Origin of the sequence: Hyalangium versicolor (genome assembly GCF_020103695.1) — a bacterium.
GTDB lineage: Bacteria > Myxococcota > Myxococcia > Myxococcales > Myxococcaceae > Hyalangium > Hyalangium versicolor.
Window position 1 is genome coordinate 59259 of record NZ_JAHXBF010000010.1, and the last position, 21488, is coordinate 80746.

General features: G+C 68.5%; 5 protein-coding genes. 3 read left to right on the forward strand and 2 right to left on the reverse strand.

From position 1 onward, the window contains the following. Nucleotides 1-53 precede the first annotated feature (53 nt). Nucleotides 54-7358: a non-ribosomal peptide synthetase gene (locus KY501_RS21425; RefSeq protein WP_224365089.1), complete on the forward strand. Its 7305-nt coding sequence runs from the start codon at nt 54-56 to the stop codon at nt 7356-7358. After that, on the forward strand, nt 7348-12438 hold the full coding sequence (locus KY501_RS21430; RefSeq protein ID WP_224365090.1) for a type I polyketide synthase: 5091 nt from the start codon (nt 7348-7350) through the stop codon (nt 12436-12438). Before KY501_RS21425 ends, KY501_RS21430 begins: the two co-directional genes overlap by 11 nt. Here KY501_RS21430 and KY501_RS21435 read toward each other — a convergent pair. After that, the gene (locus KY501_RS21435; protein ID WP_224365091.1) at nt 12398-13735 is read right to left on the reverse strand and encodes a hypothetical protein; all 1338 of its coding nucleotides are present in this window, start codon (nt 13733-13735) and stop codon (nt 12398-12400) included. The two genes, KY501_RS21430 and KY501_RS21435, sit on opposite strands and share 41 nt — an antisense overlap. Beyond that, complete coding sequence (locus KY501_RS21440; protein WP_224365092.1) at nt 13732-15861, reverse strand: hypothetical protein; 2130 nt, start codon at nt 15859-15861, stop codon at nt 13732-13734. The genes KY501_RS21435 and KY501_RS21440 overlap by 4 nt, the downstream gene beginning before the upstream one ends. A gap of 260 nt (nt 15862-16121) precedes the next feature. Between KY501_RS21440 and KY501_RS21445 the strand changes: the two genes are divergently transcribed. Then, nucleotides 16122-21461, forward strand: coding sequence for a trifunctional serine/threonine-protein kinase/ATP-binding protein/sensor histidine kinase (locus KY501_RS21445; protein WP_224365093.1), 5340 nt, complete (start codon nt 16122-16124; stop codon nt 21459-21461). Nucleotides 21462-21488: the final 27 nt, after the last annotated feature.

A 21488-nucleotide genomic window follows, 5' to 3' on the forward strand; every position in this document is an offset into this window, starting at 1 on the left:
GGCTCTCGCCCCCTTTATCTATGGACACCGTGAATACGCTTCCGAGTCCTCACATGCACGGGTTGTTCGAGGCGTGCGCCGAGCGGAATCCCGAGGCGGTCGCGCTCGTGTCCGAAGAAGGCTCTCTCACCTATCGAGAGTTGGAGGCTCGAGCCAACCAGGTCGCCCACGCGCTCCAGGGGCTGGGGGTGGGACCGGAGGTCCCCGTCGGGCTGTGCACGGGCCGCACGCTGGAGATGTTCGTCGGGATGCTCGGAATCCTCAAAGCGGGTGGAGCCTACGTCCCGTTGGATCCGGCCTATCCTCGACAGCGGCTCGCCTACATCCTGGAGGATGCCGCCGTCCCGGTGGTGCTCACGCACAGTGCTGTCGAGGCCGCGATCCCTGAGACCTCGGCCCGGCGGCTGCGCTTGAACTCGAATCCCGAGTTGCTCACGCTGCCCACCTCGCGTCCTCCGGGCCGTGCTGGGCCGAGCACGCTGGCCTATCTCCTGTTCACCTCGGGCTCCACGGGGAGACCCAAGGGGGTGTTGATCGAGCACGGGGGCATCGTCCAGCTCGCCGTGGCGCTCGTGCGCGCGCTCGATCTCGGAGCTCCTGCGCGCGTCCTCCAGTACACCTCGCTGAACTTCGATCTCTCGGTGTCCGAGATGATCATGGCGTGGGCGACGGGAGGCTCGCTCCATCTGGTGCCCCAGAGCGCGCTCGTGCCCGGACCGGCGCTCCTGGGGCTGTTGCGCTCGCAGACCATCACCCACGCGGTCCTGCCTCCGTCGCTGCTGGCGGTGCTCCCTCCGGAGGGGCTGTCTCACCTGCGGATGCTGCTGTCCGGTGGCGAGGCCTGCACCGCTCCTGTCGTCGCGCGGTGGAGTCCGGGCCGCCGGCTCGTGAACGCGTATGGGCCCACTGAGGCCACCGTCTACGCCACGGCCTATGAGTGTGTCGCGAAGGAGCCTCCGTCGGATCGCCCTCCGCCCATTGGCCGTCCCCTCGACGGTGCGACGGTCCATGTCCTGGATGAGGCCTTGCGCCCCGTGCCGGGCGGTTCGGTGGGGGAACTGTTCATCGGCGGCAAGGGTGTGGCGCGCGGCTATCTCGGCCGTCCGGAGCTGACGGCGCAGCGGTTCATTCCGCATCCCGCCACGGGCGAACGGCTCTACCGGACGGGCGATCTCGTGCGAGTCCTGCCCGAGGGAGACATCGAGTTCCTGGGCCGCAAGGACGACCAGCTCAAGATCCGTGGCTACCGCGTGGAGCCTGGCGAAGTGGAGACCGTGCTCTCGCGACACCCGGCGGTGCAGGCCGTCACGGTGGTGGGGCGCGAGGACACGGCTGGCGAGAAGCGGCTGGTGGCCTATCTCGTCGTTCCGCCGGGGCAGTCTCCTGGGCCCTCGGGGTGGCGGCAGTTCGCGCAGCAGTCACTGCCCGAGTACATGGTCCCGGCGGCCTTCGTGGAGCTGCCAGCGCTGCCGGTGTCTCCGAATGGGAAGGTGGATCGCCGCGCACTGCCTCCTCCGGGGCGGGAGCGCCCCGTGCTCGCGGCGTCCTTCAGGCCTCCGCAGACGCCCCTCCAGCGCACGCTGGAGAGCCTCTGGAGCCAGGAGCTGGGTGTGGCTCCGGTGGGCCTGGATGACGACTTCCTGGAACTCGGCGGAGACTCCCTGCGAGCCACTGCGGTGGCGATGCGGATCCGCGAGGCGCTGGGGCTGGAGGTGCCTCCCCTCGAGGTGCTCCAGGCTCGGACGCTGGAACGGCTCGCCGAGCGCGTCGAGGCTTCCCGAGAGCGCGTGGCGGAACTTCCTCCCCTGGTCCCGGTACCGCGCCCGGAGGAGATTCCGCTGTCCTTCGCCCAGCAACGGCTCTGGTTCCTCCATCGGCTCGATCCCGCTGCGGATCCCTACAACATCCCCCTCGTCGCGCGGCTGACGGGTCCGCTCGATGTCCCCACGCTGGCGCGTGCCCTCGGTGCGCTCATGGAGCGTCACGAGAGCCTGCGGACCACCTTCCCGCTCGGGGAGCATGGCCCGGTGCAGCGCATCATGCCGCCTGCTCCCGTTCCGCTGCCTGTGACAGACCTCGGCGAGGTGCCCGCGCCCCAGCGGGAGGAGCAGCTCGCCGCACTGGCGCGTGAGGTCCTCGCGCGTCCTTTCGAGCTGGCTGGAGGTCCGCTGCTCCGAGCCCACCTGGCATCGCTCGGCACGAACGAGCATGCGCTGCTCCTGGCCATCCACCACACCGTTTGCGACGGTGCCTCGCTGGACGTGTTGGCCCGGGATCTGACGGCCCTCTACGAGGGGCTCCTCGCGGGGGATGCCACGCCCCTGCCCGCCCTGCCCGTCCAGTACGCCGACTACACGCTCTGGCAGCAGCAGTGGCTGAAGGGAGAGTGGCTCGAGCGCGGGCTCTCCTTCTGGCGACGCGCGCTGGAGGGGGCACCTCGCTGGCTGGAGTTGCCCGTTGATAAGCCCAGGCCCTCTTCGCCTACTTCGCGTGGGGCCACGCGCGGACTCCGCATCGCTGCATCCACGACTCGGGCACTCGACTCGCTGGCCCGAGCGGAGGGAGCCACCCTCTTCATGGCGCTCCAGGGAGTGCTCGGTGCGCTCCTGCACCGCTGCACGGGGAGCGAGGATCTCGTGGTGGGAGCTCCCGTCGCCGGCCGCAATCAGCGCGAGTTGGAGGGACTCATCGGGTTCTTCGTGAACACGCTGGCGCTGCGGATCCAGTTCGATGGCGATCCCAGCTTCCGTGAACTCCTGGCGCGCGTCCGCACCCGTACGCTGGAGTGCTACGCCCACCAGGACGTCCCTTTCGAGAAGCTCGTGGAGGTGCTGCGCCCCGATCGGGCGGCGGGCCATCAGCCCCTGTTCCAGGTAATGCTCGCGCTCCAGCGCCCGCCTCCCGAGGCGACGACCCGAGCCGGCCTCCGCGTGCGGATCTCGGAGACGGACATTGGCGTGGCTCCGTTCGAGCTCACCTGGAACTTCTGGGAGAGCGACGGTGGGCTCGAGGGCACGCTCCTCTACAACACCGATCTGTTCGAGGCGGAGACCGCGGACAGGCTCGTCGCTGATTTCCAGGCTCTGTTTGAAGAGGTCACGGCGGCGCCAGACTGCCGTCTCTCGCGGTTGGATCGTCCCGGGCGCTGGGGGCTCTCGAAGGAGCTTCGCCTCTCCGATGTGGAGGCGGCACTGCTGGCGGACGCCTCCGTGGAGGATTGCGTGGTGCGCTTCCGGCGTCTCCCTGGCTCGCGCCCCCTATGCGTCGCGTATGTCGTCTCCTCAAGTCAGCGCCCACCCGGTGGATTCCGCGCGCCGCCACTTCCCGCCCACCTCACTCCGGACCTCTTCATGCCGGTGGACATCCTCCCCCTCACCTCGGCAGGCCGGGTGGATGAGGACGCGCTGCAACGCCTGCCCCTCGTGGACGAGCAGCTCGCGCGGCACTGGGAGGAGCAACTCCGGAAGAAATCGGAGTTCCATGCCGTGGAGGTGCACCTCACTCCTCCTGCGCGGCGCCGCGAGCATCTGCATCTCTCCCGGCTGTTGCCGGGCTTTCGGCCCGGTAGAACCCAGGAGGCTCAGCCCACGACCCAGCCTGTGCTCTCCGCTCCGGTGAGCTCACAGTCTGGAACCATGGCCTTCAGTGATGGCGGTCCGCTGGTGCTACCCGAGGACGCGCCGCGGACGCTCGTCGATGCGCTCCTGCACATCGCTGCTTCTTCCGGCCAACGAGGCATCACCTATGTGGGGCCGGATGGCGCGGTCCAGCGGCAGCGCTACTCCGAACTCCTGCACGAGGCCCGATGCGTCCTGAGCGGGCTACGCGCCCGTGGGCTGCTTTCTGGAGATCGAGCTGTCCTGCAGATCGACTCCCTGCGTGACCTGTGCACCACCTTCTGGGCCTGCATTCTGGGTGGAATCACTCCCGTGGTGGTGGCTGTGGCGCCCACCTATGAGACGCGCAACGCGGTGGTCGACAAGCTGCACGGGGCCTGGGAGCTTCTTGACCGTCCCCGCATCATCGCCAGCCCCCGGTTGCTCGAGCCCCTCCAAGGGCTCCCGAAGCTCCTACCCATGCCTGGGCTCGAGCTCGTGCCTGTTGAGTCGCTGCGGCACTTCGCTCCCGCAGAGAAGCTTCACCCAGCGAAGCCCGAGGACGTCGCATTCCTCCAGCTCAGCTCGGGCAGCACGGGCGTGCCCAAGTGCGTCCAGATCGCTCACACCGGCGTCGTCCATCACTCGCACGCCGTGGCTCGCGTCAACGGCTATGGACCGAAGGACGTCTGCCTCAACTGGCTTCCCTTCGACCACGTGGGCCCGCTGCTGATGTACCACTCGCGCTGCACGTACCTGGGGCTGGATCAGATCCAGGTCGCTACCGAGTGGATCCTCGCCGACCCGATGCGTTGGTTGGACCTGATCGAGTCCCACGGCGTGACGTTCAGCTGGTCCCCGAACTTTGGATACAAGCTCGTCAGTGATGCGCTCCGGCGAGCCCCCGGACGGACCTGGCGGCTGGAGGGCCTGAGGCGCCTCTTCAACGCGGGCGAGCAGGTCACCCTGTCCGTCATCCGCACGTTCCTCGAGGACGTGAGGCCCTTCGGAGTCCAGCCCTACGTCATGCAGCCCGGCTATGGCATGGCCGAGCTGTGCACCGTCGTCACCCACCGAGAGGGCTTCGACGTCGACAGCGCCGTGATGGAATTGCAGGACGCGGCGAGCGCCTCCACTGCCTCCTTCATCGACGTAGGGGCGCCGTCGCCGGGCGTGCAGCTCCGCATCGTGGACGCGGAGAACCAGCTCCTCCCCGAGGCGGTGATCGGCCGGGTGCAGGCCCGAGGCGCGGTCGTCACCCCGGGCTATGTCCGAGGCGTCCACCCGCAGTCCTTCGTCGGTGACGGTTGGTTCGACACGGGGGACTCCGGCTTCCTCCTGCGCGGACACCTCGCCATCACGGGCCGACAGAAGGAGATGATCATCGTCCGTGGCACGCACCTGTACTGCCACGACATCGAGGACCGCGTGTGTGGCGTGGAGGGCGTGGAGCTCGCTGCGACATGCAGCGTGGATGCGCCTTCACAGGGCACCGAGGGATTCGCCGTCTTCTTCGTCCCTCGCGACGGGAACCTCGAGACGCACGCACGCCTCGCCACGGAGATCCGGACGCGGGTGACCACAAGCTTCGGAGCCGCTCCCACCTACGTCATTCCCCTGACCCGGGAGGAGTTCCCTCGCACCACGAGTGGGAAGCTCCAGCGCGTGGCGCTGAAAGAGGCGCTGGCGGCGGGGCGCTTCGCCGCCGTCCTCGAAGCGCTGGATCTGCATCAGGGCAACGAGAACATCCTGCCCGCCTGGTTCCACCGCCGCGTGTGGCGGCCTCGGGCGCTGGGAGCCTTGAGTCCGGCACGGGAAGGGACCTCGCTGCTGTTCGTGGACACCCAGGGTCTGGGCGCACGGCTCGCCGAGTCCCTGCGTTCGAGTGGACGATGCGTCCTGGTGGAGCCCGGCACCGGCACAGAGAGGATCGCGCCGGATTCCTTCCGCATCCGCCCCGACGATCCGGAGGCCTACCGCTGGCTGCTGGACACACTGGTTTCGGACGCAGCGCCCTTCGCGCAGGTGCTGCACCTGTGGACCTTCGATGGAGAAGCCCAGGATGGTTCTTCTGAGGCCCGTTGCCGGGGTGCTCGGAGCCTGCTGCTCCTGGCTCAAGCCCTGGCCCGGAGCCCTCGTGGCGGGCAGCCTCTGCGACTGCACGTCGTCTCCCGCTACTCCCAGCCCACTGTTCTCGGGGAGGCGATCCACTGTGACAAGGCGCTGCTGCTCGGGTTGACGCAGACGCTCCCCCAGGAAATGCCCTGGCTCGACGTCCGCCACCTGGACCTCGCGGACGGTACGCCGGAGGAGCATCTCCCTCGCGTCCTGCACGAGCTATGGGCGCTGCAGCGCGAACGCGAGGTGGCGTATCGCGGCAGTCAGCGGCTCGTGCCTCGGCTGGAGCAAGTGGACCCTGGCGCTGGAGCACGGCGGTCCCTCCCCTTCCGAGACAGCGGCACCTACCTGATCACCGGAGGACTGGGCACGCTGGGCGCAGAAGTCGCGAGCCGGCTGCTCGAGACCTACCGCGCGCGACTGCTCCTCACCGGCCGGACCTCTTTGTCATCGCCAGAGGCAGCCGAGCGGCACCAGGCTTTCGCGGAGCTCGAGCGGCTGGCGGCACGCACCGGCGGACAGGTGCACTATGAGGCGGTGGATGTCTGCGACGAAGAGGCACTGCGCCAGGCGGTGACGCAGTCCGAGGCGCGCTGGGCAGGCCCCCTGGAAGGAGTCCTCCATCTCGCGGGAGCCATCGTCGAGCACGTTCTCGCGGAGGAAACCCTGGAGCACTTCGACTCGGTGCTCCGCCCCAAGGTAGAGGGAACAGTCGCCCTGGAGCGCATGCTGGAGAGCCGGCCCAGCGCCTTCCTCCTCGGCTTCTCCTCACTGAACAGCGCCTTCGGAGGCTTCTCCGTAGGCGCCTACTCCGCCGCGAACCGGTTCCTCGAATACTTCCTCCACAGCCGGCGTGCAGCCACGTCCGCCCGGCGCGACTGCATCGCCTGGAGCCGCTGGAAGGGAATCGGCCCCGCGCGCACCGAGGAGCAAGAACGGCTGGCGAGTGCCCGCGGCTACCAGGCCATCTCTCCGGCCCGAGGGTGGACCTCGCTGCTCGCGGCCTTGGGCCATGCGACGGGAGAGCTCTTCATCGGGCTCGATCCCGATGCGCCTCGAGTCCGCGCGTGCACCGAGCCGGCCCTTCCTCGAAGCCTCCAGCTCACTGCCCTCTACACGTGTCCGCCAGGGAGAGAACCGACGCTCGAGGCCTTCCCCGAGGTGCGCGACCGTTTCGGGGTCCCCGTCCCAAGGACGTTCCGCCGGGTCGAGCAACTCGGCCAGAACGGTGGGCGCGTGGACCTGGAGGCAATGTCCTCGCTGGCAACAGGGAGGAACGAGCCGAACTCGGAGCGAGTCCCGCCTCAGGATGAGGTGGAGCGAAAGGTCGCCGCCGTCTGGAAGGAGTACCTGGGGCTGGAGGAGATCGGCGTGCTCGACAACTTCTTCGAGCTCGGCGGCCACTCCATCCTCCTGGCCCAGGTGCATCACCGGCTCGAACAGCTCTTCCAGCGACGGCTGACCGGGCTGGAGCTGTTCCGGTACCCGACGGTGCGCGCTCTGGCCACGCACCTGGCCGGGAGCACCCCGCCCTCTGCCGAAGACAACACCATCGACGAGCGTGCCCAGAAGCAGCGCGCCGCGCGCGGCCGTCATCGGCTCCGGCGCGCCAACGAGAATCGAAAGGACTCCGATGAGCAGTGAGCGGGGAACGGATGGAGCCGCGGACGCCATCGCCATCGTCGGGATGGCCGGACGCTTCCCGGGAGCACGGGATGTGGAGTCACTGTGGCGGAGCCTGTGCGACGGCGTCGAGCTGATCACCCGCCTCTCCGATCCCCGGCTGGAGGAAGCAGGAGTCGACGCGGCAGCGAGACAGCGGCCGGGCTACGTCTCTGCCCGTGGGTTGATCCGCGACGTGGACCTCTTCGATGCCTCCTTCTTCGGCTACAGCCCGAGGGAGGCCGAACTCATCGATCCCCAGCAGCGCCTGTTCCTCGAGTGTGCCTGGGAGGCGTTGGAGAGCGCGGGTTACGATCCGGAGCGCTTCGAGGGCCCCATCGGCCTCTTCGCTGGAGCTGGAGCGCCGGGCTACCTGCTGCACCATGTGGCGCCCACGCTGGACACGCGGGAACTGCTCGATGGGCTGGCGACCATCCTGGGCAATGACAAGGACCACCTGACAACCCGGGTCGCCTACAAGCTGAACCTGCGCGGCCCCGCCATTACCGTGCAGACGGCGTGCTCCACGTCGCTCGTGGCGGTCCAGCTCGCGTGCCAGTCGCTGCTCGACTTCCAGTGCGACATGGCCCTGGCCGGGGGAGTGTCCGTCGCCTTCCCGGTCGGAGCGGGCTACCAACCGCAAGAGGGGCACATCCTCTCGCCCGATGGCCACTGTCGCGCCTTCGACGCCGAGGCTCGGGGCACCGTCCCGGCGGACGGCCTGGGGGTCGTGGTGCTCAAGCGTCTGGAGGATGCGCTGGCCGCGGGCGACTCCATCCGAGCTGTCATCCTCGCCGCCGCTGTCAACAACGACGGCTCCAAGAAGGTGGGCTACACGGCTCCCAGCATTGATGGGCAGGCGGAGGTCATCCAGACCGCGCTCGCCCTGGCGGGAGTCGATGCTCGCTCCGTTTCTTATGTGGAGGCGCATGGGACGGGGACGGCGCTCGGTGATGCCATCGAGCTGGCCGCGCTGACCCAGGCCTTCCGGCGCTCGACCCAGGAGCGTGGGTTCTGCGCCATCGGCTCGGTGAAGACGAACATCGGGCACCTCAACAACGCCGCTGGCGTGGCGGGCCTCATCAAGGCCACACGGGCTCTGGAGAGCAGGCTCCTGCCGCCCAGCCTCCACTTCACCCAGCCCCACCCGAAGCTGGGCCTGGAGGACAGCCCCTTCTTCGTCAACGCCACCCTGACTCCGTGGCGGGAGGGGCCCGAGCCTCGACGCGCGGGGGTCAGCTCGTTCGCCATGGGCGGGACAAACGCCCATGTCATCCTTGAAGAGGCCCCACCGCGAGAGCCCGGCGCTCCTGGGCGATCCACGGAGTTGCTGGTCCTCTCCGCGCGCAGCCCCACGGCGCTCGACACCCTGACGGCGAGGCTCAGGGCGCACCTGGAGGCCCACCCGGAGACGAACCTCTCGGACGTTGCCTCCACGCTCCAGGTGGGGCGGCGCACCTTCGCGTACCGCCGAGCCGTGGCATGCCGGAGCGTGGCGGACGCGGTGCAGACGCTGGCAACGCCCGCGCGGCTGTTCGAGGGCACGGCTCCCGATGGAGGAAGGAGCGTCGCCTTCCTCTTCCCGGGCCAGGGCACGCAGCATCCGGGGATGGCGGAAGCGCTGTACCGGGAAGAGCCTCGCTTCCGGCAGGAGGTCGACCGGTGCGCGAAGCTCCTCGAACCGCACCTGGGCCAGGATCTGCGCGACGTGCTCTATCCGCGAAATCGCGGGCCAGAGGAGAAACGGCGCCTGGAGCAGACGGCGTTGGCCCAGCCGGCGCTCTTCACGGTGGAGTATGCGCTCGCCCGCCTCTGGCTCTCGCACGGAGTACGGCCCGCGGCGATGCTGGGCCACAGCCTCGGCGAATATGTGGCGGCGTGCCTGGCAGAGGTCTTCACGCTGGAAGACGCGCTGCGGCTCGTGGCGCTCCGAGGCCGACTGATGCAGGGACTGCGCCCGGGGGCGATGCTGGCGGTGCCCCTATCCGAAGCGGAGCTGCTCCCTCTATTGGGATCGGAACTCGCCCTGGCCGCGGTGAATGGCCCCGCGGCGTGCGTGGCTTCCGGCCCCCTCGAAGCCGTGGCGGCGCTCGAGGCCCGGCTCACCTCGCTCGGCATGGGCTCGCGCAGGCTGCAGACCTCGCACGCATTCCACTCGGGGATGATGGAGCCCATCCTCGACACCTTCACCCAGGAGGTACGGCGGGTGCGCCGGAGCGCTCCTCGCCTGCCCTACCTCTCCAACGTCACAGGCACCTGGGTGACGGACGCGCAGGCCACCGATCCCGGCTACTGGGCGCAGCACCTGCGACAACCCGTGCGATTTGCCTCGGGAGTGGCGGAGCTCACCGCTCGGAACCACCTGCTCCTCGAAGTGGGCCCGGGCCGCGTGCTGAGCGCACTCGCCGCTCAACAGCCTGTCCCAGCCGCACGCGCCGCCACCAGCCTGAGCCCATCGCCCGACGACGAGCGCTCGGATCTGGAGACATGGCTCACAGCACTGGGACACCTGTGGGCTCAAGGGGTGCCAGTCGACTGGTCGGCCCACCACTCTGGGCGAAGGCGCCTCCGCGTCGAGCTGCCCACGTACCCCTTCGAGCGCCACTCCCACTGGCTGGGCCGGCCGCCCGCATCGCTCCTCCCCGAGGCCTCCGCGCCGGAGCGTCCCCTCGAAGCCGTGGAGCAGGAGCTGCACCGCACGCTGGCCATCCGCCCGGTGCAGAGCTACCCGGGGCTGAAGGAGGGCCTCGAAGTCTTCTGCTCCAGCCTTGTCTGCGAGTACCTCCGGGCCGCGGGCGTGGACACCCGGCAAGGCGCGGTCCACACCCGGCGAGGACTGCTGCTCCAACTGGGCATCCAGCCCCGCTTCGAGAGGCTCTTCGACGCGCTGCTGGCAAGCCTGGCCGAGGACGGAATCCTGCGTGTCTCGGGAGAGCAGCTCGTCTTCCAGCGAGACACCACGGAGTTCGAGTCCCCGAGCGCCCTGCGCAAGCGACTGGACACGGAGCATCCGCAGTTCCGCGGCCTGTTCGACTTCGTGGAGCACTGCCTGCGAGGCTATCCCCAGGCGCTGAACGGCCGGGTGGAGGCTGTCAGCATCCTGTTTCCGAATGGGAGCCCTGCATTCGTCCAGGACTGCAACGCGCGAACGGCCGAGCACGGGCAGATGCGCCTCTACAACCTGCTCCTGGGAGAGGCCACGCGCCGCATCGCCGCCAACACCCGAGGCCGCCGCTTGCGGATCCTCGAAGTGGGCGGCGGACAGGGCCTGCTGACCTGGCCGCTCGTCACCGCGCTCCAGGGGCACGACTTCGAGTACTGCTTCACGGATCTCGGCAAGGTGTTCGTCGACGACGCCCGGAGCGAGGCGGTCCGGCGTGGAGTGGACTCACGGATGCGCTTCGGCGTGTTCGACATCTCCCAGGATCCTGGTCCGCAGGGATATGCCGAACGGGGCTTCGATCTCATCGTCGCCTGCAACGTCGTCCACGCCACGAAGGACGTGTCTCGCACCCTCCGGCACCTGCAGGGCCTGCTCGCTCCGGAAGGGACGCTCGGGCTGGTGGAGGCGCTCCGGACACCGCGCTGGGAGGTCCTCTCGTGGGGACTGGCCGAGGGCTGGTGGTACTACGATGACGCCTTCCGCAAGGACTCCCCCCTGCTCCCGCTATCCGTGTGGAAGCAGGCCCTGATCGGAACCGGCTTCGGCACCGTCGAGTACTTCCCCCAGGCTGGAAACGCCCATGAGGAGGCGGATCACGGGCTCATCCTCGCCCGGCGGCCCACGGTGGACACGGAGTCCCCGCGTGCCGTCGTCACCTCCTCCGCGCCTCTGCCCAGGCCGGCGGTCCACCCGAGCCCTCGGGTTGCCACGAGCCGCCGAGCCCCTCGCCCTCCGTTGAGCACAGCGTACGTAGCGCCTCGGAACGAAATGGAGCGCCGCATCGCCGCGGTCTGCGAGGACCTGTTCGGCACCGAGCCCATGGGCGTCCAGGACGACTTCTTCGCGCTGGGCGGGGACTCGCTGGTGATGCTGCGTCTCACGGACCGGCTGCAACGGGAGTTGGGGCTTCAGGTGCCTCCGGGCCTTGCATTCCGCGGCGCCACCGTCGAGCGGATGGCCCAGGCCCTCCAGGGAGTTCCCGAGCCCGAGACGGCCTCACCCCTCGTCGCTCTCCAGCCCCACGGCACCCGGCCGCCGCTCTACTTCGTGCACCCGGCCGCAGGAGTGGTGTTCCCGTATGTCGAGCTGACACGCCGGCTTGGGACCGATCAGCCCTTCTACGGGCTCCAGGCCCACGGCCTGGACGGAGAGTCCCCACCGGACGAGCGAGTGGAGGACATGGCTCGGCGCTATGTCGAGGCCATCCGCCGCTTCCAGCCGCGAGGGCCCTACTACCTGGGCGGCCACTCCTTCGGGTGTCTGGTCGCCTACGAGATGGCGCAGCAATTCACCGCCGCCGGGCAGGAAGTGCGGTTGCTGGCGCTCATCGACGAGCCGGCGCCGCTATCAGGGCACAGACCTACTCCCGCGCAGATGGCGTACTTCTTCGCCTCGGGAGTCTCGCGATCGATCTGGCCGCACCTCGCGGACTACCTCTACCTGGTGCGCGGCTCCTCGGAGCGAGCCTCCACGGCTGCCGGCTTGCTGGGACGATTACTTCGGGAGCGCCGGATGCTGGAGACGTTCCTGGCGCGCTCCGCGCTGGCGAACTTCGTCCCGGACGAGGCGCTCATGATGGCCCTGCGCCAGCCCGCGATGCTGTCCATGTTCCGGCTCTTCCTCATCCACGCCCGAGAGACGTTTACGTACGAGCCGCGCGCCTATCCCCACCGGGTGACGCTCTTCTCCTCGGACGAGGTGCGCAAGCGCCGGGGAGGCCGGGAGCGAACCATGGGCTGGGGCAAGCTCGCCGCTGGAGGCGTGGACGTCCACGAGGTTCCGGGCGACCACTTGTCCCTGCTCAAGCCTCCCTACGTGCAGGAGCTCGCCGCGAGACTGGCTGCCAGTGTGGACGACGCTATCCGCGGTGCCGCTCCGCCACGCGGAACAACTGGGTGAGCGAGAAATCCACCAGCGACTGGCGAGAGCGCATGTACCGGTGAGCTCGGAGAAACGGAAGCCATACGCGATCGCCGACGCGAACCTGAGCTTCCTCGAGTTTCATGCGAGGGATCCACTGTCCACTCAGATTGCGGATCAACACCTGGCCCAGGTATCCGCCCACCGCTGGCACAGCGCGCTCGTCGATGTCACGTCGTTCAAACACTCTCGGAAAGTCCTCACGCCAGAGCTGAAAATCGACGTCCGTGAGCGAATTGGGGGTCTCTTGGAAGACCGAGGACACCTTCGTGTGCATCAGCGCCACGAGGTGCTCCGCGAGCAGCGAGTAGCGCTCGCAAGCGGCCTTGGGGTCCGGCACATCCGAAGGCAGGGCGGCGTCCGCGGGCAACCACTCGTCCGGCTCGGGTGGCTGCCAGGCGTTGAACTCGGCCACCTTGCGTTCGCGCTCGCTGATGGGGGCGAGGTCCACCACTCGCGCAAGAAGCGGAGCCACGTCCGGGTGGAAGCGGGGCTCGACAGGGACAAGTGCGGCGCTGCGCTCGCGCAGGGTGCGCAACACGGTGTCAAAGTCGAGCTCTGGCCGGAGATGGACGTGCGCGCGGGCCTGGGCCTGGCGCGCCCCCTCGGCAGCAAAGCTCGCGGCCGTGGGCCACGTCACCAGGAGGATGGAGCCGTTGGGGAGTTCCTCTACCCGGTGAGCAGGCGTGGATAACATGCGCTCGCGGCCAACCATCTCCACCAACTTGTGGCCGAAGACGTTGAGCCAGCACACCTCGTAGATCCTGTCAAAACCTTCCTTGATCGCGGTCTGCATATCGCGGCCGTACCAGGGAGAATCCGCCAGTTGGTTCTCTGCCAGGCTGTTGGCTTTGGCGTGAGTGGTTGGATAGTGGGAGGCCCAGGCGCGGACCATGTCCACGAAGCTGCGGCTATGCCCTTCCGTAAAGAGGGAGAGGGGTTGCACGGAGAGCCCGATCGACAGTTCGGGTTCCTCGGGCGGGAACCAGACCCTGAGTGTCATGTCTATCGCGGGTGCCGTCGTGCGATAGAGCCCGATGGTCGCTCCGTTCCCGTCGCGCTTTTCCTCTAGGGCCTTCCAAAGGGCGGCGCGGGAATATTTTCGGAGCCGCTTGCCCTTGACGACGTCCGGCATCCAGTTGCCCGCGAAGGTCTCCAGTGCGTGGAGGAATGGCTCCAACTCGCGCTCAGGTGAAATCTGCGAGTTGAAGGTACCTTCGAAGCGGAGATCCAGTTGGTCCTCTGGACTCAAGTCATGAAAGCTCAGCACCTTCATGGAATCAGCACCTCCACTCCCCTCACCTTTTTCTGAACTGCTGGCACTGCTTTTTGCAACACATCCAGGTTCCGAGGCTTGAGTTCACCACCCTCATAGACGAGGCGAACCCTCCGGATCTGCACCTCGGAGCCGAGGTACTTGAGCACGCGACGGCGGATGTTCAGCGATTCGCCGTAATACCGCAGGGCGTCTCTGGCGTCCGCAATCATTTGTGCTTCCAGCGCTTCACCATCCAGCAGCGAGAGGTCGCGGCTCTTGAAGCTGAAGGACTCCACGCGCGGCGACTGGCCCGCAGGGGGCTGCCTCTCGATCACGAGCACGTCCGCGAAGCGGACGCCGGGTTGGCCCTCTTTCGCCACCCCCACAGTGGTCTCGATGAGAGGATCGATGAAGTCCTTGAGCCAGACACGTTGCGCCAGTGGCAGTGCCGCGTCCGCGCGCAGCAGGGCCACCATGACCCGCTCGAACGCCAGCCCTCGGGCGAACCGCCCCCGCAGCCACTCGTAGCTCTCCCACCGCAGGGGCCCTTTGGCCTTCTCTCCCGCCTTCAACTCGGAGAGGCGGCCCTCCCTGTACGCCACGTACTCGCGCCATAGCGCGGAACCCTCAGGAACTCCGGGTGGCGGCGTGGAGAGTGTGGCTCGCAGCTTCTTCAGCAGCGCCACATCCGCAGGAAGGCGCGGACCCGACGCCTCCATCTCAGCTTCCCGGAGCTTGACCTCCAACACCTCCGCGCTATGGCCGGAGGCCTCGTCCACCAGCGAGGACAGTCCTCCCAGCACCTCTCCTCGGGCAGCTTTGGACTCTGGGATTCCCGGGCGCTCCCGAGCTTCGGCCAGGTACGCCTGGGTACGAGGCACGTTGCCCCGCGCCTCGTGCAGCGCCACGGCGGCGGGCTCTCCCCCGGCGCCCACGAAGATGGCGGCTTCACGGCTGGAGCGGATGTAGCGCGCCAGCTCGTTCAGCCCGTCCACGCCCAGACGCTCCGCGACCTGCCACGCCACACGCCGCAGTGCCGCCAACCGCAACTCCGGAAGCGCCAACCCTGCTCCTGCCCCTCGCGTCTCCGCCAGGTAGCGCGCGCCCTTGCCTCCGGCGTACAACGCCACCAGCAGCGCCGCTGGAGCCAGCTCTCGCGTGGCCTCCTCGTAACGCCGCTCGGCCAGCGTCCCCAGTCCCCGCGCCGTACCCGTTGCCAGGTGGTAGAAGCCCAACGGCACACCGAAGGTCAGCTGGTCAAAAGCTCCCAGTGCCACGTTGCCGGAAGTGAAGTGCTCGCGCGTCAGTTCCCGTTCCAGCTCCCGCTGTGCCTGCTGGTAGGCCGGCGGCATCTGCTGGAGCTGCGCGCTCATCGCCATGTACCGCGCCCCGTCACTCGCCGGGCTGCTGTGGAGCGCGTCCGTGGCCGCTTGCCCCAGGCCTCGCAACACGTCCGAGGCCCGCTCACCACGCTCCGGATAATCCGAGAGCTTCAGCCCGCGCCGCTCCAGTTCCTGCCGCACCGCCTCCATGCCCGCCAGCGTCTGGCGCAACTGCTTGTTCCCTGCCAGCAGCCGCAGCAGCCCATCCAACTCGTCGTCGAAGCTGGTGTGGATGACGAAGAGGGCGAACACCTGAGCGTAGGCCCCATCGTCCTGCATGGCCTTCAGCAAGAAGGCGGCCCGCTTGCCGATGAGCACCTTTGAGGCCCTGGCGTCCACCAGCGGCCCGAGCGCTCCCAAGCGCACGGCGTTCCAATCTCCCAGCCGCCCCACCACCCGCGCCATATCGACGCTGCGCTGCAACGCCAGGTACTCCACCACCGTGGGGCATGCCAGGAAGGGGGCCAGCAACTCCTCGTCGGTGGAAGCCTCCTCCGGCCATCCCTCCGGAACCGGCGGGAGCCTGGACTCAGCAGGTTCCGCAGGCTCCAGCTCCGTTGGCCCCCACTGCGCGGCCCCCACCTGCCCCGAGCCCGTCGACAGTTGGAACTCGCGGCGAGAGCCGCGCCCCTGCCAGGTGTCTGCCGAGCCTCCCGGCCCTGGCCCCGTGGCGCACCCTGCTGCCAGCAGCAACGCAACGAACCCGACCCCACTGGCTCCGCGCCTCAGGCCCTTCCGGCCCCAAACCCGACACGTGCTCATCGGACGGCCCCCTCACTGCGTGGAAGCCATCACACTACGGCGCCGCTCTCCTCCTCCGCGATGACGCCAGGCGTCTCATCCCGCTCCTGCACCCGCCACGTTGGCGACACCGCAAGGCCCACGCGTGCTGCGCCCCCTGCCCCCCCTGCCTCCCAGGGCTCCTCTGCCCGCACGGCCAGTGCCCCTCAGCGCTTGCAGTCCAGATGGCAGCCACAGCGCACAGACCCGCGTAGAAGATCTGGGCTAACTTCCGTGCAAGCATGTACTCGATTCCAGGCTTCACGAACCTCCAGCCGCTCCTGGAGGAGCGCACCCACGTCCTCCTGCGCGCGTGGCGAGGAGATCGCTCCTTCCTGGTCCGGCTCCCCCGTGAGGAGAGCCCGTCGCCCGAGGAACTCGCCCGCCTGCGATACGGCTACGAGCTCAGCGCCACCCTGGACCTCCCTGGAATCGTCAAGGCCCTCGAACTCGTCCGGAGCGGCAACCAGCTGTGCCTGGTGATGGAGGACTTCGGAGGCCTGCCGCTGCGCAGCCTCCTGAAGACAGGAGCCCTCCCCCCGCGGCAGGTGCTCGACATTGCCCTGAGGCTGGCCCGCATCCTCGGCGAGCTGCACCAGCGGCGCGTCATCCACAAGGACCTCACCCCCGCCAACATCCTGCTCCACCCGGAGACGGGCGAGGTACGGATCGCGAACTTCGATCTCGCGTCTCGCTTGAGCTCCGAGGCCCCCAGCTTCACCTCTCACGCCATTCTTCACGGAGACCTGGCGTACATCTCTCCCGAGCAGACCGGGCGCATGAACCGGGCGGTGGACTACCGCACTGACTTCTATTCGCTCGGCATCACCCTGTACGAGCTGCTGACGGGCCGGCCCCCGTTCACCAGCGCGGATCCCACCTCGCTCGTCTACAGCCACCTCGCCGTCGAGCCATCCCCACCCCACCAGCTCCAGCAAGAGGTGCCGCAGACACTCTCGGCCGTCGTGCTCAAGCTGTTGGCCAAGAACGCCGAGGAGCGCTACCAGAGTGCCTACGGCCTGTCGGCGGACCTCAAGCTCTGCCGTGAACAGCTCGGAGTCCCCGAGCCCCTCACTCCGGGACTCCGTCCAGGGCAACGGGATGTCTCCGCCTCCTTCAACCTCTCGCAGAAGCTCTACGGCCGAGAGACGGATGCAGCCCAGCTCGCCGCCGCCTTCCAGCGCGTCAGCCAGGGAGACCAGGCCGAGCTGCTCCTGGTGACGGGCTACTCCGGCATCGGAAAGTCCTCCCTGGTCAACGAGGTCCACCGGCCGCTGGTGCGGCTCCGCGGCTACTTCGGCTCCGGCAAGTTCGACCAGTTCCTCAGCTCGCCCTATGCCGCGTGGATCCAGGCCTTCGATGGCCTCGTGCGGCAGATCCTCTCCGAGGATGAGCAGCGCATCGCCACCTGGAAGGCGGAGCTGCTCGCGGCGCTCGGTCCCAACGGGCGCGTCGTCACGGACGTCGTGCCCCAGATCGAGCTCATCATCGGCCCGCAGCCACCCGTCCCCGCCCTGGGCGCCCTCGAGTCGCAGAACCGGTTCAACCTCGTCTTCCAGCGGCTCGTGGGAGCCTTCGCCGTCCCCCAACACCCGCTCGTCCTCTTCCTGGACGATCTTCAATGGGCGGATGCGGCCTCGCTCGGCCTGCTCCAGCGCGTCCTGTCGGATCCCAGCTACCGGCACCTGCTCGTCATCGGCGCCTACCGGGACAACGAGGTCCGCGCCGGACACCCGCTGCTCGCCACCTTGAACGAGCTCCGGCAGTCCGCTCCCGTCTCCGAGATCTCCCTGCGCCCGCTCGGGCAGGACAGCGTGACGCAGTTGCTAGAGGACACCGTCGGCCGCCCAGGCGATCCCGCCGTGGCGGAGCTGGCCGCGCTGGTCTTCCAGAAGACCCAGGGCAATCCCTTCTTCGTGAACCAGTTCGTCACCACGCTGCACGAGCGCGGCTACATCACCTTCGATCCAGAGCAGGGACGCTGGCGCTGGGAGCTGGAACGCATCCGCAGCATGGGCATCACCGACAACGTGGCGGTGCTCATGGCCGAGCGCCTCGCCGCGCTGCCACCCGCCACGCAGGAGGCCCTCAAGCGCGCCGCGTGCATCGGCAGCACGTTCAACCTCGAGGTGATCTCCATCATCAACGAGCGCAGTCCCCGGGAGGCCGCGGCCGCGCTCTGGGAGGCCGTGCAACTCGGGCTGCTGCTCCCCGTCGGGGACTCCTACAAGTACGTCCTGGGCCAGGAGGCCGGGACCGCCTCGATCGAGCCCTCGCTGGTCCGCTACGAGTTCCTGCACGACCGGGTCCAGGAGGCGGCCTACTCCCTCATCTCGGAGGATGCGCGCAAGCGCCTCCACCTGCGCATCGGCCGGCTGATGCTGGAGCGAACCCCGGAGGTGCAGCGCGACGCGAGCATCTTCGAGATCGTCCACCAGCTCGACCTGGCCACCGAGCTGATCGACAGCCCCGAGGAGCGCGAACGGCTGGCGCGGCTGAACCTCGTGGCGGGCATGCGCGCCAAGAGATCCTCCGCATATAAGGAAGCGCTGCGCTACCTGCAGGTGGGCATCTCGCTGCTGCGCGAGGACGGCTGGGAGCGCCAGTACGAGCTGGCCCTCCCGCTGCACCGCCACGGCTCGGAGTGCCTCCACCAGCTCGGGCGGTATGACGACGCCGAGCGAGAGTTCCAGCTCATCCTCCGCCACGCCCGCTCCGTCGAGGAGAAGACGGAGATCTACGTCCTCATGCTGGACATGTTCGTCAGCCGGGGCCAGTACCTCCAGGCCATCCAGCCCGCGCGAGCGGCCCTGCGAGAGCTGGGCATCGAGCTGCCCGAGGGCCCCGAGGCCAGCTCCGCCGCGATCGCCCAGGAGCGCAAGCTGCTGGAGGAGAACCTCGCCCACCGCTCCATCGCCAGCCTCGCGGAGCTGCCGCAGACGACGAACTCCCGGGAGCGGGCCCGCATCCTGCTCATCTCCCGAGCACTGAGCTACGCGGCCTACGTCTACCCGGACCTCTTCCAGATCCTCTCGATGATGACGGTGAACCGGGCCATCGCGCACGGCCACGGCCCCGGCTCCGGTACCGCATACGCGCTCTACGCCATCGCGTTGGCCTCGGGCGGCAGCTACGAGCGAGCCTTCGAGTTCGGCCAGCTGGCCATGAAGCTGGGCGAGCGCTACGACCCGCTGGGCGAACGGCCGATGATCCGCTTCCTGTTCGCCTCGTTCCAGAACTCGTGGTGCAAGCCCCTCGAGACGAGCATGCGCATCCTCGAGCAGGGCTTCCAGGCCGCGCTGGAGAGCGGCATGTTCTTCTGGGCCGGGCTGTGCTCCATGCAGCTGGGCATCTCGGGACAGCTCGGCGGCGAGGACCTGAGCGTGCAGCTCGCCCGGCTCCAGTGGCACGTTGACTTCTACAGCCGCGGAGGCAGCCAGTTCCATCAGTCCATCTGCCAGGTCGCCGCGTCCATGCACTCCGTCCTCCGGCTCATGCATGGCGCCATTCCTTCGGGCAGCCCGCAGTATCTGGACGAGGCCTACCTGCTGCAGAACCTGCAGAACCCGACGGTCTCCGCGGGCTTCGCCGTCCTCCTGCTCCGCCTGGAGTACCTGCTGGATCTGCCGAACCCGCGCGAGGCGCTGACGCGGGCAGAGTCCCAGATCGGCATGATCCAGGGCTGGGTGTCACGGGCCGAGTTCACCCTGTACCAGGGGCTGGTGCTCGCGGCGCAGCACGCCTCGGCGGACGCGGAGGAGCGGGCACGGATCGAACAGACGCTCGAAGCCAACGAGGAGTCGCTGCGGAACCTCAGCACGCTGTGCCCGGAGAACTTCCTCCAGAAGCACCGACTCCTGGCGGCCGAGCGGGCCCGGCTGGCCGGTCGTGAGCTGGAGGCCATGGCGCTGTACGACGAGGCCATCACCGCGGCGGCGAAGCACGGCATCATCCATGAGGAGGCGCTGGCCAACGAGCTGGCGGCGCGCTTCCTTCTTGGCATCGGTCGGCAGCGCTCGGCGCGCGGCTATCTGGAAGAGGCGCGCATGGGCTACGGCCGCTGGGGCGCCCGCGCCAAGGTGGCCGCACTCGAGCGGCAATACCCGAAGCTGCTGCGCTCCTCCGCGGCCACGGGGAGCGATGCCGGCACGAGCCTCGAGGGGCTGGATCTCGCCGCCGTGCTCAAGGCCACGCAGGCCATCTCGGGAGAGATCGTCCTCTCCGAGCTGCTCCAGAAGCTGATGGGCACCATCCTGGAGAACGCGGGTGCCCAGCGCGGCCTGCTCCTGCTCAAGGGCGAGCCCCCGCTGGCCGTCGAGGCCCGCCAGCAGGAGGGTGCACGCACAGAGGTACAGGTGCACGACTCCACCGCTCGGGCGATGGAGCACGCTCCGGAGACAATCCTGCGATACGTGGAGCGGACACGAGAGCGGCTCGTCCTGAGCGAATCCACGTCGCGCAGTGCATTCCAGGGAGACACGTACCTCGCAAGCCAACGCCCCCGGTCGGTGCTCTGCATGCCAGTGCTGAAGCAGAAGCAGCTGGTGGGCACGCTGTACCTGGAGAACCAGCTGGTCGCGGATGCCTTTACCCCCGAGCGCTGCAAGGTCCTGGAGCTGCTATCCGCCCAGGCCGCCGTCTCCCTGGAGAACGCGCGCCTCTACGACACCCTGGACCAGCGCGTCCGAGAACGGACCCGCGAGCTGCGCGCGAGCAACGACGAACTGGCCCAGACGCTCCAACAGCTCAAGCAGACACAGGCCCAACTGGTGATGAAGGAGAAGCTCGCCTCGCTGGGCGTGCTGACCTCGGGCGTGGCCCACGAGATCCGCAACCCCCTCAACTTCATCAGCAGCTTCTCGCTCTTCAGCCTGCAGCTGACGGACGAGCTGCGCACCCTGTCCACCTCCCAGCGGCCGCGGCTGGAGCCGAAGAAGGCGGACGAACTCGACCGCATCATCGGCCACCTCCGGCAGAGCGTGCAGAAGATCGACGAGCACGGGAAGCGCGTGGACGCCATCGTGCGCTCGATGCTCGACCTGTCGCGCACCAGCAATACCTCCGAGCACGCCCTGGTGCCGCTCAACGACCTGATCAAGGAATACGTCCACCTGGCCTACAGCGGGCTCCGGGCGCAGCAGCTCTCCTTCCACGCGGAGATCGAGACGCGCTTCGACCCCGAGCTCCAGCCCGTCGAGGTCATGCCCCAGGAGCTGGGCCGCGTCATCCTCAACCTGGTGAACAACGCCTGCTACGCGGTGGACGAGCGCCGCAAGAAGCAGGGGGCCAACTTCATTCCCACCGTTCAGGTGGTCACGAAGGATCTCGGGGACCGGGTGGAGATCCGCGTGCACGACAACGGCACGGGCATTCCGGCCTCGATCCTGGACAAGATCTTCAATCCGTTCTTCACCACCAAGCCCGCGGGCCAGGGCACCGGGCTCGGCCTCTCCATCAGCCACGAGATCGTCGTCCAGGGCCACGGAGGGAAGCTGGAGGTCGAATCCGAGGAGGGCCGTTACACGGAGTTCCGCATCACCCTGCCCCGGCGCGCGCGGCGCACGGGAGCCCTCGCGACCTGAGCCCCGGCGCCTCGGCTCCTGGCCAAC